Annotated in this window: 11 protein-coding genes; 5 read left to right on the forward strand and 6 right to left on the reverse strand. The window is 62.7% G+C overall.

Annotated features, from left to right (window positions below; all coding sequences use genetic code 11):
- Positions 1-116: 116 nt before the first annotated feature.
- The gene (locus tag J4E63_RS06670; RefSeq protein WP_207281434.1) at positions 117-2,501 is read left to right on the forward strand and encodes a GGDEF domain-containing protein; all 2,385 of its coding nucleotides are present in this window, start codon (positions 117-119) and stop codon (positions 2,499-2,501) included.
- Positions 2,502-2,650: 149 nt separating this feature from the next.
- Here the strand turns inward: J4E63_RS06670 and dacB are convergent, their stop codons facing one another.
- Entirely contained in the window at positions 2,651-4,117 is a 1,467-nt protein-coding gene (dacB, locus tag J4E63_RS06675; RefSeq protein WP_103308506.1) for a D-alanyl-D-alanine carboxypeptidase/D-alanyl-D-alanine-endopeptidase, read from the reverse strand.
- 47 nt (positions 4,118-4,164) lie between these two features.
- Here dacB and J4E63_RS06680 point away from each other — a divergent pair, with 47 nt between their 5' ends.
- Together J4E63_RS06680 and J4E63_RS06685 are read left to right on the forward strand one after the other, a co-directional pair.
- Complete coding sequence (locus J4E63_RS06680) at positions 4,165-4,359, forward strand: hypothetical protein (RefSeq protein WP_192259744.1); 195 nt, start codon at positions 4,165-4,167, stop codon at positions 4,357-4,359.
- Positions 4,349-4,693 (forward strand): YggL family protein, encoded by a 345-nt coding sequence (locus tag J4E63_RS06685; RefSeq protein ID WP_207281435.1) that lies wholly within the window; start codon positions 4,349-4,351, stop codon positions 4,691-4,693. Before J4E63_RS06680 ends, J4E63_RS06685 begins: the two co-directional genes overlap by 11 nt.
- 169 nt (positions 4,694-4,862) lie before the next feature.
- Here the strand turns inward: J4E63_RS06685 and J4E63_RS06690 are convergent, their stop codons facing one another.
- Entirely contained in the window at positions 4,863-6,053 is a 1,191-nt protein-coding gene (locus tag J4E63_RS06690; protein WP_207281436.1) for a benzoate/H(+) symporter BenE family transporter, read from the reverse strand.
- 332 nt (positions 6,054-6,385) lie between these two features.
- Here J4E63_RS06690 and J4E63_RS06695 point away from each other — a divergent pair, with 332 nt between their 5' ends.
- The gene (locus J4E63_RS06695; RefSeq protein WP_003183531.1) at positions 6,386-7,150 is read left to right on the forward strand and encodes a GntR family transcriptional regulator; all 765 of its coding nucleotides are present in this window, start codon (positions 6,386-6,388) and stop codon (positions 7,148-7,150) included.
- A gap of 121 nt (positions 7,151-7,271) precedes the next feature.
- Here the strand turns inward: J4E63_RS06695 and guaD are convergent, their stop codons facing one another.
- The 4 genes from guaD to xdhA form a co-directional block, all read right to left on the reverse strand.
- Complete coding sequence (guaD, locus tag J4E63_RS06700; protein WP_207281437.1) at positions 7,272-8,576, reverse strand: guanine deaminase; 1,305 nt, start codon at positions 8,574-8,576, stop codon at positions 7,272-7,274.
- A gap of 19 nt (positions 8,577-8,595) precedes the next feature.
- Positions 8,596-9,438 (reverse strand): xanthine dehydrogenase accessory protein XdhC, encoded by an 843-nt coding sequence (xdhC, locus tag J4E63_RS06705; RefSeq protein WP_060738450.1) that lies wholly within the window; start codon positions 9,436-9,438, stop codon positions 8,596-8,598.
- A 123-nt stretch (positions 9,439-9,561) separates the two neighbouring features.
- Entirely contained in the window at positions 9,562-11,961 is a 2,400-nt protein-coding gene (xdhB, locus tag J4E63_RS06710) for a xanthine dehydrogenase molybdopterin binding subunit (protein WP_207281438.1), read from the reverse strand.
- On the reverse strand, positions 11,954-13,408 hold the full coding sequence (xdhA, locus tag J4E63_RS06715) for a xanthine dehydrogenase small subunit (protein ID WP_207281439.1): 1,455 nt from the start codon (positions 13,406-13,408) through the stop codon (positions 11,954-11,956). The genes xdhB and xdhA overlap by 8 nt, the downstream gene beginning before the upstream one ends.
- A 371-nt stretch (positions 13,409-13,779) precedes the next feature.
- Between xdhA and J4E63_RS06720 the strand changes: the two genes are divergently transcribed.
- Positions 13,780-14,439: a GntR family transcriptional regulator gene (locus J4E63_RS06720; protein ID WP_207281440.1), complete on the forward strand. Its 660-nt coding sequence runs from the start codon at positions 13,780-13,782 to the stop codon at positions 14,437-14,439.

Here is a 14,439-nt window from a genome sequence, read left to right on the forward strand (position 1 = left end):
TTGTAATTCAAGGCTTCCAGCCGCATTTTTGGGCTGGCCAAAGTAATGGCTAATAGCTATAACTTAGGCTGTGTCCAGGGCTGTGCCTATGCCTGGCTCCATTCTGAGTTGTGTTTATGGCATTGCATCAGGTGCGCCCCAGGATCCTGGGCTTTATCAGCGAAGATGTGTCGGCCTGGCTAGTGGCTTTGCTGGTGCTGCTGGCCGGCACTTTCCTGACCGGCTTGCTGAGCTGGGCGATGACGAACCTGTTCAATCAGCAATTACGCCAGCGCTTCGAGTTGCAAGCCGAGGAGCGCTTCAGCCGCATCGAAGAACGCTTCCAGGACGAGGAACAACGTCTCGATGGTTTGCGGCGGTTCTTTGCCAATTCGGTAGCGGTTTCCAACGCGGAATTTCACGGCTACGTCGAACCGCTGTTGCGGCGCACCCTGGCCTTCGCCTGGGCGCCACGGGTATCTCGGGACCTGCGACAATCCTTCGAACAAGAGACGCGAGCCGAGGGGGACGACGCCTTTGCCATCCGCGAGGCGGACGATAGCGGCGGCTTGCGGCGGGCCGCCGAGCGGGACGAGTACGTGCCGGTGCTGTACCTCCAGAGCCAGCCGCTCTCGATGTCCCCCCTGGGGTTCGATCTGCTTTCCCATCCATTGCGGCGGGCCGCGCTTGAGCGTGCGCGTTTGCTTGGCACGCTGGTGGTCTCGCAGCCGTTGGACCTGATGGGGGTCGGACCGGACTTCGCCCGTGGCGTGTTGCTGGTGGCGCCGGTCACCCGAGCCTCGGCCAAGGAACCGTTCGGTTACGTGGTGGCGGGTATCAACATGCGTCAGCTGGTGGGCGATGGCTTGCCGGCCGCAGGTCATGACAACCTTTCGATGCGTGTTCTCGACCTGTCCACGGACGACCGGGGGGAAGTGCTGTTCGATTCCCTCGACGTGCCGGGTGACAGCGATTTGTCGGCGACCCGCCTGTTACGCCTGGCCGATCACAATTACCGAGTGGAATTGCGGCCCAGCCGGGCGTTCGTGTCGACCAATCACTCCTCGGTCACAAGCATGGTGATACTTGGCGGCTTGCTCAGCCTGCTGCTCAGTGCCTTGCTCTACGTGCTGGTCAGCCAGCGGCAGCGGGCCTTGAAGCTGGTGGAGCAACGCACCCGTGAACTGCGCGCCCGGGAACAGGAATTGCGCGGTACCCACGGCCAGTTGCGCGGTGTGCTGGATGCCGCAACCCAGGTTGCGATCATCGCCACTGACCTGCGCGGCGTTATCACGACATTCAACGCTGGCGCCGAACAGATGCTCGGCTACCCGAGTTGCGAGGTGCTGCAGAGCATGACCCTGGAAAGCCTGCATGTGCCCCGCGAGCTCCAGGCCCGGGCCGCCCAGCTCGGCGCGCGTTTTGGCAAACCGATCCCCACCTGCCATGCGATGCTGCTCGAGGGCGGTGAACAGGGTGGGCAACAGGCGCGGGAATGGACCCTGGTACGCCGCGATGGCAGCCACCTGACCGTGAACATGCTCGCCACACCGATGCTCGATGAGCAGGGGCTGTGGGTCGGGCACTTGGCAATCTGCATCGACGTCACCGAACGCAAACGCGTCCACGAAGCGCTGGCGGCCCGTGACCTGTTGTTGAAAAAGCTCAGCGCTCATGTGCCCGGGGGGATCTACCAGTTCAAGATGGACTTCAATGGTCGCTTCAGCGTGATCTATGCCAGTGACGGCATTCGCGACATCTATGAGTTGGAACCCGATGTACTGGTGCAGAACGCCGAGGCGATTTTCTCGCGTATTCACTCCTTGGACAGTACGCGCGTCCGCGCTTCGATCCGTGCTTCGGCCCACACCTTGAGCCCGTGGCGTGAAGAGTACCGGGTGCAATTGCCTTTGCGCGGCCTGCGTTGGGTGCGTGGCGAGGCCACGCCCGAGGAGCTGCCTGGCGGGGGGGTGTTGTGGCACGGCTATATCTCGGATATTTCCGACCTCAAGCGCGTGGAAGAAGAACTGCGGGCGTTGTCCGTGACCGACGCCCTGACCGGCATTCGCAATCGCCGCTATTTCCAGGAGCGCCTGACCTCGGAGATGGCCCGGGTCGAGCGTGGTTCCGGTGGGCTGGCGGTCATCATGCTCGACATCGACCACTTCAAGCGCATCAATGACCAACACGGCCATGCGGTGGGTGACCGGGTGTTGCAAGCGGTCTGCCAGCGCATTGCCCAACGGTTGCGCCGCACCGATGTGTTCTGCCGGTTGGGTGGGGAAGAGTTCGTGGTGCTATGCCCGGACACTGACAGCGACAGCGCCTATTCCCTGGCCCTGGAACTGTGGGAAGGCTTGCGGGCTGCGCCCATCGAGGATGTGGGGGTGGTCACCGCCAGTTTCGGCATCGCCACCTGGCGCGCCGGGGAGGGCGCCGATGCGTTGCTGCTCAGGGCCGACTCGGGTGTGTACGCGGCCAAGCAGGCCGGGCGGGATCGGGTCGAGACGCAGCTGGATTAGCCACTTGAGCCGGGTACATGGGGTCAAAGTGGGCACAAATCCCCTGTGGGAGCGAGCTTGCTCGCGATAGCGCCAGGTCAGTCACATCCCTATCAACTGGCCGACCGAATCGCGAGCAAGCTCGCTCCCACATTGGGTTTTGTGTTGAGTCAGAGCACCGAAGCCGTCTGCGGCAGTTTCGGCTGGCGGTACAGGTCCAGCAGCACCTGGTCCAGCACTGACGAAGCGCCCCATGGCTTCGGATCGTTGAGGATCGCTACCACCGCCCAGGTGTTGCCATTGATGTCGCGGCTGTAGCCGGCGATGGCGCGGACGGTGTTCAGGGTCCCGGTCTTGACGTGGGCCTCGCCGGCCATGGCGGTGGTCTTCAGGCGTTTGCGCATGGTGCCGTCGGTGCCGGCAATTGGCATCGAGCTAATGAACTCCGCCGAATACGGGCTGCGCCAGGCCGCTTGCAGCATCGCCGCCATTTCCCGGGCGCTGACCCGTTCGGCGCGGGACAGGCCGGAGCCGTTCTCCATCACCAGGTGCGGCGCGGTGATGCCTTTCTTGGCCAGCCACTGGCGCACCACCCGTTGCGCCGCCTTGGCGTCATCACCATCGGCTTCGTTACGGAACTGCGCGCCGAGGCTCAGGAACAACTGCTGGGCCATGGTGTTGTTACTGTATTTGTTGATGTCGCGGATGATCTCCGCCAGGTCCGGGGAGAACGCCCGGGCCAGCACCTTGGCGTTGCTCGGGGTCGCGGCCAGGCGGTCCTTGCCCTGGATGCTGCCGCCCAGTTCCTTCCAGATCGCCCGCACGGCACCAGCGGTGTAGGTGGCATGGTCCAGCAGCGACAGGTAGGTCTGGGAGCTGCAACCATCACCGAGCTGGCCGCCGACGGTCACCGTCACGCTGCCGTCCGCCTGTGGCACCGGGTTGTAGCGCACGCCGCCGGCGCATTGCTTGGAATTGACCGCCTTGACCTGGTTTTCGATGCGAATGCTGGCAATCGGCGGTTCCACCGACACCAGCACCCGGCCGCCGTCATTGCGGGCGACGAAGCGCAGGGCCTTGAGGTTGACCAGCAGCGAGTCGGGCTTGACCAGGAACGGCTTGTTTTCGTCGTTGCCGTCGTCGTTGAACTCGGGCAGTTGCGGCTGGATGAAGAAACTGCGGTCCAGGACCAGGTCGCCGGTGATCTGCTGCACGCCGTTGGCCCGCAGGTCGCGCATCAGCAGCCAGAGTTTTTCCATGTTCAGCTTGGGATCGCCGCCGCCCTTGAGGTACAGGTTGCCGTTGAGAATCCCGCCACTGAGGGTGCCGTCGGTGTAGAACTCGGTTTTCCACTGGTGATTGGGGCCGAGCATTTCCAGGGCCGCGTAGGTGGTCACCAGTTTCATGGTGGAAGCGGGGTTGACCGAAACGTCGGCGTTGTACAGGGTCGGAGTGCCGGGGCCATTGAGCGGCACCATCACCAGGGACAGGGCGTCATCCTGCAGTTTGCTGGCCTTGAGGGCCTTTTGTACATTGGGCGACAGGGCAGTGTTGATCGTGGCGGCGTGGGTGGTGACAGGGAGGGCCAGGGGAAGAAGAAGGCTGGCCAGAAGCAGTGGACGCAAAGATTTGATCATTTGAAATAGAACCCTACGGGCGAGGGGGAAAAAACGAGGACATGAAAATGAACGTCCTCAACGGTCATGAAAGTGTCGGCATTATGCCCCAAGCTGCAACGGCTTGGGCCGTGCCTGAGCCCTTCGGCCGCTATTTTTTACCGACGGTAGGCCGATACGCCCGATCAGTCGGGCAATCGACGCATCAAACTGGTAAAGTGCCGGCCGTTATTACTTATGAGGATTGTTCCAATGGCGACTAACCGTTCCCAGCGTCTGCGCAAAAAACTGTGCGTGGATGAATTTCAAGAGCTGGGTTTCGAACTGAACCTGGATTTCAAAGAAGATCTGGCCGATGAGGCTATTGACGCTTTCCTCGACGCTTTCCTGAAAGAAGCCATGGAAGCCAACGGCCTGGGCTACGTCGGCGGCGACGACTACGGTCTGGTTTGCCTGCAGAAGCGTGGCTCGGTCACCGAAGAGCAGCGCGCTGCCGTTGAAACCTGGCTCAAGGCCCGTCCTGAGCTGACCAGCGTGGAAGTCAGCCCGCTGATGGACGTCTGGTACCCGGAAAAGCCGATCAACCCGGTCGCTTGATGGTCCGATGATGTTCCGAAACCGGCTGCCCGTCTGGGGGCCGGTTTTTTTGTGCCTGTCTGTTGGGTATTGAGTGATCTTCAGGCCGCTATCGCGAGCAAGCTCGCTCCCACAAGGGGCGCATGAACACCCCAAATCTCCTGTGGGAGCGAGCTTGCTCGCGAAGCTTTCAAGCGCTACGCCAGTTCAGAATCACCAGGGTCAACACCCCCGCCACAATCCCCCAGAACGCCGAACCGACGGAGAACAGCGTCAGCCCCGACGCCGTGACCATGAAGGTGATCAACGCCGCTTCCCGTTCCTTCACTTCGCTCATGGCGATGCTCAAGCCATTGATGATCGAGCCGAACAGTGCCAAGGCCGCGATGGACAGCACCAGTTCCTTGGGCAGCGCCGCGAACAACGCCGCCAGCGTCGCGCCGAACACCCCGGCAATCCCGTAGAAAATCCCGCACCACACCGCTGCCGTGTAGCGCTTGTTGCGATCTTCGTGGGCGTGGGGGCCGGTGCAGATGGCCGCGCTGATGGCGGCCAGGTTGATGCCATGGGAGCCGAACGGCGCCAACAGCAGCGAGGCAATACCGGTGCTGGTGATCAGTGGCGAGGCCGGCACGTTGTAGCCGTCGGCCCGCAGCACGGCGATGCCGGGCATGTTCTGCGAGGTCATCGCCACCACGAACAGTGGAATGCCGATGCTGATGGTGGCCGCCAGGGAGAAGTGCGGCGTGGTCCACACCGGCGTCGCGACTTCCAGGGCGAAGCCGCTGAAGTCCAGCAGCCCCAGCAGGCCCGACAGCGCCGTGCCGATCAGCAGCGCCGCCAATACCGCGTAGCGGGGCGACAGGCGCTTGACGATCAGGTAGGTGAAAAACATCCCCAGCACCAGGCCGGTGCGATGCTGGGTGGCGACGAAGATCTCGCTGCCGATCTTGAACAGGATGCCCGCCAGCAACGCTGCCGCCAGCGAGGCCGGAATGCGCTTGACCAGGCGCTCGAAACTGCCGGTCAGGCCACAGATCGTCACCAGGACTGCGCAGGTAATATAGGCGCCGATGGCCTCGCCGTAACTCACACCGCCCAGGCTGGTGATCAGCAGCGCCGCGCCGGGTGTCGACCAGGCGATGGTGATCGGCGTGCGATAACGCAGCGACAACCCGATGGAGCACACGGCCATGCCAATGGAAATCGCCCAGATCCACGAGGAAATCTGCCCGCTGGTCAGCCCGGCCGACTGCCCTGCCTGGAACATCAGCACCAGGGAACTGGTGTAGCCGGTCATCATCGCGATGAACCCGGCGACGATGGCCGAAGGCGAGGTATCGGCTAATGGACGAAGTGGCGTGGTCGTGACTTCGGTCATGGTGGGCGATGTTCCTTATTATAAATTGGCAGAATCTGGAGCAGCCCTGTGGCGAGGGAGCTTGCTCCCGCTGGACTGCGAAGCAGGCCCAATTGCGGCGGCTACGCAACCGAGCGGGAGCAAGCTCCCTCGCCACAGGGTTTCGGTTTTAAGCCTAAACTCAACCCAACTGCCGATTGCAATACAGCCATGCCCGCAAACAGCCGTACAGTCGTGTTGCCATCAGAGGTTGTGTACAATCGAGCTGTTTTTTACGCGATACTTGCCAGCGACCCGCTGTGCCGTATTACAGTCACGGTCAATTCGCCGCAGTTCTCCCGACTCGAGTGCCCATGAACGAACAGTTGCAGCCCCTCAAGAAACAACCGCGAGCTGGTAAAGCCGGCCGCAGCGGAACCCAGGACGATATTGTCTATGCGCATATCTTCGAGGCCATCCTCGAGCAACGCCTGGCGCCCGGTACCAAGTTGAGCGAAGAGGCGCTGGGGGAAATTTTCGGGGTCAGCCGCACGATCATCCGCCGGGCGTTGTCACGCCTGGCCCACGAAGGCGTGGTGTTGCTGCGGCCCAATCGCGGTGCGGTGGTGGCGAGCCCCAGTGTCGAAGAGGCCCGCCAGGTATTCATGGCCCGGCGCCTGGTGGAGCGGGCGATCACCGAACTGGCGGTGCAGCATGCCACGGCCGAACAACTGGCTGAGCTGCGGCAGATGGTCAGCGATGAGCGCGACAGTTTTTCCCGTGGCGACCGTGGCGCCGGCATCCGTTTGTCGGGCGAGTTCCACCTCAAGCTGGCCGAAGCGGCGAAGAATGCACCGCTGATCAGTTTCCAGCGTAGCCTCGTGTCCCAGACGTCGCTGATCATCGCCCAGTACGAAAGCGGCAACCGCTCCCACTGTTCCTACGACGAACACACCCAGTTGATCGACGCCATCGAGGCGCGCGATGCGACGTTGGCGGTGGACCTGATGATGCATCACATGGACCACATCGACAGCAAACTCAACCTCGACGAAGAAAGCGCGTCGGATGACTTGCACGCGGTGTTCTCGCATTTGTTGCAGAGCAAGAAGCCGGGGCGGTCGACGGCCAAGCTCTGAGGGTTGAATCAGTCATACCGTCAATCGCGAGCAAGCTCGCTCCCACAGTGGATTTGTGTTGTTCACATAACCCTGTGGGAGCGAGCTTGCTCGCGATAGCGATCCAACAGGCGCTGAAACTTTAGCGCTGATGCACCAATTTACCGGCCGCATAGGTCTGCGCCACCGTCCGGTCATCCCCCAACGTCATCAACACGAACAACCGCTCGGCAATGTCCCTGGCCTGCTTCAGGCGATAGCCCAGCAGCGGCGTGGCGTTGTAGTCCAATACCAGGAAATCCGCGTCCGTCCCCGGCTGCAACGTGCCGATCTTGTCCTCCAGGCGCAGGGCCCGGGCGCCGCCGAGGGTGGCCAGGTACAGCGACTTGAACGGGCTCAGCCGCGCCCCTTGTAACTGCATTACCTTGTAGGCTTCGTTCAGGGTGTGCAGCAGCGAAAAACTGGTGCCGCCACCGACGTCTGTACCCAACCCTACGTTCACCTTGTGCTTCTCGGCCATCGGCAGGTTGAACAGGCCGCTGCCGAGGAAAAAGTTCGAGGTCGGGCAGAAGGCGATGGCCGAACCGGTCTCGGCCAGGCGCGCGCATTCGTCGTCGCACAGGTGCACGCCGTGGGCGAACACCGAGCGCTCGCCGAGCAACTGGTAGTGATCGTAGACGTCCAGGTAACCCTTGCGCTCCGGGAACAGTTCCTTGACCCACTGCACTTCCTGCAGGTTCTCGCTGATGTGGGTCTGCATGTACAAGTCGGGGTATTCCCCCAGCAACTGACCGGCCAGGGCCAGCTGTTCCGGGGTGCTGGTGGGCGCGAAGCGTGGGGTCACGGCGTAGTGCAGGCGACCCTTGCCGTGCCAGCGCTCGATCAGCGCCTTGCTCTCGGTGTAGCTGGATTCGGCGGTGTCGGTCAGGTAGTCCGGGGCGTTGCGGTCCATCATCACCTTGCCGGCGATCATCCGCAGGTCGAGCTTCTGGGCCACTTCGAAAAACGCGTTCACCGACTGCGGGTGCACGCTGCCGAACACCAGCGCGGTGGTGGTGCCGTTGCGCAGCAATTCCTTGACGAAAATATCCGCCACCGCGTCGGCGTGGGCCTTGTCGGCGAACTGGCTTTCGCAGGGGAAGGTGTAGGTGTTGAGCCAGTCCAACAGTTGTTCGCCATAGGCGCCGACCATGCCGGTTTGTGGCAGGTGGATGTGGGTGTCGATCAAACCTGGGGTGATCAGCGCGTCCGGGTAATGGGCTATTTCGATATCCGCCGCCAGGGTCGGCAGCAGGTCATGGGCGTGGCCGATGGCGCTGATCTGGCCGTTCTCCACCACCAGCAAACCGTCTTCGAAATATTCATAGGACGCCTCGATACCCACTTCGGCCGGGTCGGCGAGGCTGTGGAGCAGGGCGGCGCGGTAGGCTTTGCGTGTCAGGGGCATGGGAATTCTCAACGAGTGTTCAACGGTTCGCCTGGCTGCGGCGCGAGGCCGGCAGCAGCTTGGCAATCGGTTCGGCGCGCACGGTGTGCTGGCCGAAATCGGCGTTATAGGTGGCGATGATTTCGCCGGCGATGGAGATGGCGATTTCCACAGGCAACTTGCCTTTGACTTCGCCGATGCCCATCGGGCAACGCATGCGTTGCAAGGTGGTGCTGTCGAAACCTCGATCGCGCAGGCGATGTTCGAACTTGACCCGTTTGGTCTTCGAGCCGATCAGGCCGAAGTAGGCGAAGTCGTTGCGCTTGAGGATCGCGGCGCTCAATTCCAGATCGAGCTGATGGTTGTGGGTCATGACGATGCAGTAGCTGCCGGCGGGCAATTCGTCGACTTCATCCAGTGGCTCTTCGGTGACGATCTTGCGTACGCCGTGGGGCAAGTGTTCGGGGAATTCCGCCTCCCGCGAATCGATCCAGCGCACCTTGCAGGGCAGGCTCGCCAGCAGTGGCACCAGGGCGCGGCCGACATGGCCGGCGCCGAACACGGCGATCTGCGCCTGGACCTGGCCCATGGGTTCGAACAGCAACACGGTGACGCCGCCGCAGCACTGGCCCAGGCTCGCACCGAGGCTGAAGCGCTCCAGATGGGTATTCTGCTGGCCGCTGGCGAGCATGTTCCGGGCGATTTCCATGGCCTTGTATTCCAGGTGGCCGCCACCGATGGTGTCGAACGTCTGGCTGGCGCTGATGACCATCTTCGACCCGGCGTTGCGCGGGGTGGAGCCGAGTTCTTCGATGATCGTCACCAGCACACAGGGTTCGCCGCGGGTTTGCAGGTCGGCGAGGGCGCTGATCCAGTTGTACATATTCACCTCGACATCTGTTTTGTCTGTTCCGGCCTCATCGCGAGCAAGCTCGCTCCCACATTGGATAGGTGTTCACAAATACCCTGTGGGAGCGAGCTTGCTCGCGATCGGCCGCGCCGCGGTCTAGAGCGAAGCCACTTCGACTTCCGCTTCCTCAGTCTTGACCGCCTTCAACCCCCGCATCTGCTCACACCCCCACAACACCCGCTCCGGCGTGGCCGGGGCGTCGATGTTCGGCTGATGCCGGTAATCCCCCAGGCTCGCCACGGCGTCCTTGATGGCGCACCACGCGGCGATGCCGAGCATGAACGGTGGTTCGCCCACGGCCTTGGAATGGAACACTGTGTCTTCAGGGTTCTTGCGGTTTTCCACCAGCTTGACCCGCAGGTCCAGCGGCATGTCGGCCACGGCGGGGATCTTGTAGCTGGCCGGGCCATTGGTCATCAGCTTGCCCTTGTCGTTCCACACCAGCTCTTCCATGGTCAGCCAGCCCATGCCCTGGATGAAACCACCCTCGACCTGGCCGATGTCGATGGCGGGGTTCAGCGAGGCGCCGACGTCGTGGAGGATGTCGGTGCGCAGCATCTTGTACTCGCCGGTGAGGGTGTCGACGATCACCTCGGCGCAGGCCGCGCCATAGGCGTAGTAGTAGAACGGCCGGCCACGGGCCTGGCTGCGGTCGTAGTAGATTTTCGGGGTCTTGTAGAAGCCGGTGCTCGACAGCGAGACCTGGGCGAAATACGCCTGCTGCACCAGCGCCTCGAAGCTCAGGATGTGATCGCGTACCCGCACATGGCCGTTGTGGAATTCCACGTCTTCTTCGCTGACCTTGTACTGCCGCGCGGCGAACTCCACCAGGCGCCGCTTGATGGTTTCGGCGGCGTTCTGCGCCGCCTTGCCGTTCAGGTCGGCGCCGCTGGAGGCGGCGGTGGGCGAGGTGTTCGGCACTTTGTCGGTGTTGGTCGCAGTGATCTGCACGCGGTCCATTTCCACCTGGAACACCTCGGCCACCACCTGGGCGACCTTGGTGTTCAGGCCCTGGCCCATTTCGGTGCCGCCATGGTTGAGGTGGATGCTGCCATCGGTGTAGACGTGGATCAGCGCGCCGGCCTGGTTGAGGAAACTGGCGGTGAACGAAATACCGAATTTCACCGGGGTCAGCGCCAGGCCTTTTTTCAGGATCGGGCTGTTGGCGTTGTAGCGGCGGATCGCCTCGCGGCGCTCGGCGTACTGGCTGCTTTCTTCAAGCTCGGCGGTCATTTCCTCGAGCATGTTGTGCTCGACGGTCTGGTAGTAGTGGGTGACGTTGCGTTCGGTCTTGCCGTAGTAGTTGGCCTTGCGCACCGCCAGCGGATCCAGACCCAGGTGCCGGGCGATGGCGTCCATCACCTCTTCGATGGCGACCATGCCTTGGGGGCCGCCGAAACCACGGTAGGCGGTGTTCGACGCGGTGTTGGTCTTGCAGCGGTGGCCGTTGATGGTGGCATCGCCCAGGTAGTAGGCGTTGTCGGCATGGAACATCGCCCGATCGACGATGGAGGCCGACAGGTCCGGCGAGCAACCGCAGTTGCCGGCCAGTTCCAGGGCGATACCGTGCAAGCGCCCGCGGCTGTCGAAGCCCACGTCGTATTCGATGTAGAAGGGGTGGCGCTTGCCGGTCATCAGCATGTCTTCGACCCGGGGCAGGCGCATCTTGGTTGGTTGCCCGGTGAGGTGCGCGACGACCGCGCACAGGCACGCCGGGCTGGCGGCCTGGGTTTCCTTGCCGCCAAAGCCGCCGCCCATGCGGCGCATGTCCACCACGACTTTATTCATCGGCACGCCCAGCACTTCGGCCACCAGTTTCTGCACTTCGGTGGGGTTCTGGGTCGAGCAGTAGACGATCATGCCGCCGTCCTCGGTGGGCATCACCGAGGAAATCTGGGTTTCCAGGTAAAAATGCTCCTGGCCGCCGATGTGCAGCGAGCCCTGGAGGCGATGTTCGGCGCTCGCCAGTGCCGTGGCCGAATCGCCGCGTTGGTGGGTGTGGCTGTCGAGCACGAAATGCCGCTTGCGCAGGGCTTCGACCACATCCAGCACCGGTTCCAGGTCTTCGTATTCGACGATGGCGGCCATCGCCGCCTTGCGGGCGGTTTCCAGGTCTCTGGCGGCGACGGCCAGCACCGGTTGGCCGACGAACTGCACGTCATCGATGGCCAGCAGCGGGTCGCCGGGCAGCAGCGGGCCGATGTCCTTCAGCCCCGGAATGTCGGCATGGGTAATGGCGATGCGCACGCCTTCGAAGGCATAGCAGGGCGCGGTATCGATGCGGATGATCCGGGCGTGGGCGCGGTCCGATAGCCGGGCGTAGACGTGCAACTGGTTCGGGAATTCCAGGCGGTCATCGATGTACTGCGCTTCGCCGGACACATGCTTGGCGGCGCTGTCATGCTTGACGCTGCGGCCTACGCCAGTGGTCAGGTCACGGGCGAACAGCTCGGCCAGTTCGGCTTGGGTCTTCTCTACGGCGTGATGGTTAGACATAAGCGGTCACCCGAGTCTCGATGTGCGGCGTTTGCAGTTCGATGAAGTATTTGCGCAACAGGTTGCGGGCGCTGAGCAGGCGGTATTCCTTGCTGGCGCGGAAATCCGACAGCGGCGTGAAGTCCTCGGCCAGGGCAGCGCAGGCGCGTTCGACGGTGCTGTCGGTCCACGGCGCACCGATCAGTGCGGCTTCACAATGCTTGGCCCGCTTGGGTGTGGCGGCCATGCCGCCGAAGGCGACGCGGGCGTCGCGGACCACGCCGTTGTCGATGCGCAGGTTGAACGCCGCGCACACCGCGGAAATATCATCGTCCAGGCGTTTGGAGACCTTGTAGGCGCGGAACGCCTGTTCGGCACTGGCCCGGGGCACGATGATCTTCTCGATGAATTCGCTTTCCTGGCGCGCAGTGACCCGGTAGTCGATGAAATAGTCTTCCAGGGCCAGGGTGCGCCGGGTCTGGCCCTTGCACAGCACGATTTGCGCGCCGAGGGCGATCAGCAGGGGCGGCGAGTCGCCAATCGGCGAGGCGTTGCCGATGTTGCCGCCGAGGGTGCCCTGGTTGCGGATCTGCAGCGAGGCGAAGCGTTGCAGCAGTTCGCCAAAGTCCGGGTATTCGGCTTTCAAGGCTTCGTAGCAATCGGAGAGGGCGGTGGCGGCGCCGATCTCCAGGCGATCGTCGAAACGCTCGATACGCTTGAGTTCGGCGACGTTGCCCACGTAGATCATCACCGGCAGGGTGCGGTGAAATTGCGTGACTTCCAGGGCCAGGTCCGTGCCGCCGGCCAGCAGGCGCGCCTGGGGATAGGTGTCGTAGAGATCGGCCAGGTCGGCCACGGTCAGCGGCACCAGGCAACGTTTGTCGCCGCTGTTGAGCTCGCCGGTCTCGGTCGGCGCGATGGCTTTGAGGCGGGCGATGGTCTCGGCCGCGCGGGCGTCGAACTGGTCCGGTTGCTTGCCGCAGCAGGCCTGCTCGGCGGCGGCCAGGATCGGCCGATAGCCGGTGCAACGGCACAGGTTGCCGGCCAGGGCTTCGTGGGCCTTGTGGGCGTCGGGCTGCTCGCTGTTTTTTTGCAGGGCGAACAGCGACATGACGAAGCCCGGTGTGCAGAAACCGCACTGCGAACCGTGGCAATCGACCATCGCCTGCTGGACGCTGTGCAGTTGGCCCTGGTGCTTGAGGTCTTCGACGCTGATCAGTTGCTTGCCGTGCAGGGACGAGACGAAGGTCAGGCACGAATTGAGGCTGCGGTAGCGAATGCGTTCGCGGCCATTCGCGTCCGTTTCCAATTCGCCCACCACCACAGTGCACGCACCACAGTCGCCGCTGGCGCAACCTTCTTTGGTGCCTGGTTTGCCAACGTGTTCGCGCAAATAGTTGAGCACGGTCAGGTTCGGGTCCAGGGCGTGCTCGCTACGGAGTTCCTGGTTGAGTAAAAACTGGATCACGGAAGGCCTCGCAGACTCATTATTGTTGTATCGACATGGGCCTGAATTTATCAGGTCTGACTTTTCGGTCAATGATTTTCTGACTTAAAGGTCAGGAAAATTCGTTTAGTCGATCAACTGCCGTGTTTGGTCAGTATGGACCCATTGTGGGAGCGAGCTTGCTCGCGATAGCGCCGGGTCTGTCGATGCGTTCATCGGCTGGTGCACCGCCATCGCGAGCAAGCTCGCTCCCACAGGTTTGGTTCAGGATGAAAAGCTCAAACTTTTTTTGCTTATATCGTGCCAAAAACCCGCTGCAGGCCCTGCGCCATGACGTATCGAGTGCGCTACACTGCGCCGCTTGTGCAAATCGAAGAGTTTGAAGGACAACCATGACGTTCAAGGCCCCGGACAGCCTCGCCGAGCAAATCGCCCACCATCTCGCCGAACGCATCATTCGCGGCGAAATGAAGCCGGGAGAGCGCATCCAGGAACAGAAGGTCACGCTGGCGCTCAATGTCAGCCGCGGCTCGGTCCGCGAGGCCTTGCTGATCCTGGAACGACGCCATTTGATCGCGATCCTGCCGCGCCGTGGCGCCCACGTCACCGAACTCACCGAACACAAGGTGCGCAGCCTCTGCGCGCTGATGAGCGAGCTGTACATCCTGCTGGGCAACGCCGTGGCCCATGGCTGGAAAGAACAGGCCGACATGGCGCCGTTCGTCGCCATCCAGCAGCGTCTCCAGGACGCCTACGCGCGCCAGGACATCCGCACCTTCGTCGATGAAAGCTTCAGCGTGATGCGCGCCGCCTATCTCTTCGCCAACAACCCGTACTTGCAGGAAACCGTCGAGAACCTGCAACCGGCCATGAGCCGTGCCTATTTCCTGGCACTGGAACAGCGCAAGGCGGAAATGAGCGAATTCCTCGACCTGTTCCAGCGCCTGCTCGCCGCCGTGCTGGCCCGTGATCTGCCGCAGATCCGCATCGTGCTCACGGCCTACGCCCAGCGCAGTTGCGATCTGGTGGTTTCTGCCCTGACGGCGGCCTGA

The organism is Pseudomonas sp. FW300-N2F2 (assembly GCF_017351655.1).
Classification (GTDB): Bacteria; Pseudomonadota; Gammaproteobacteria; order Pseudomonadales; family Pseudomonadaceae; genus Aquipseudomonas; species Aquipseudomonas fluorescens_AA.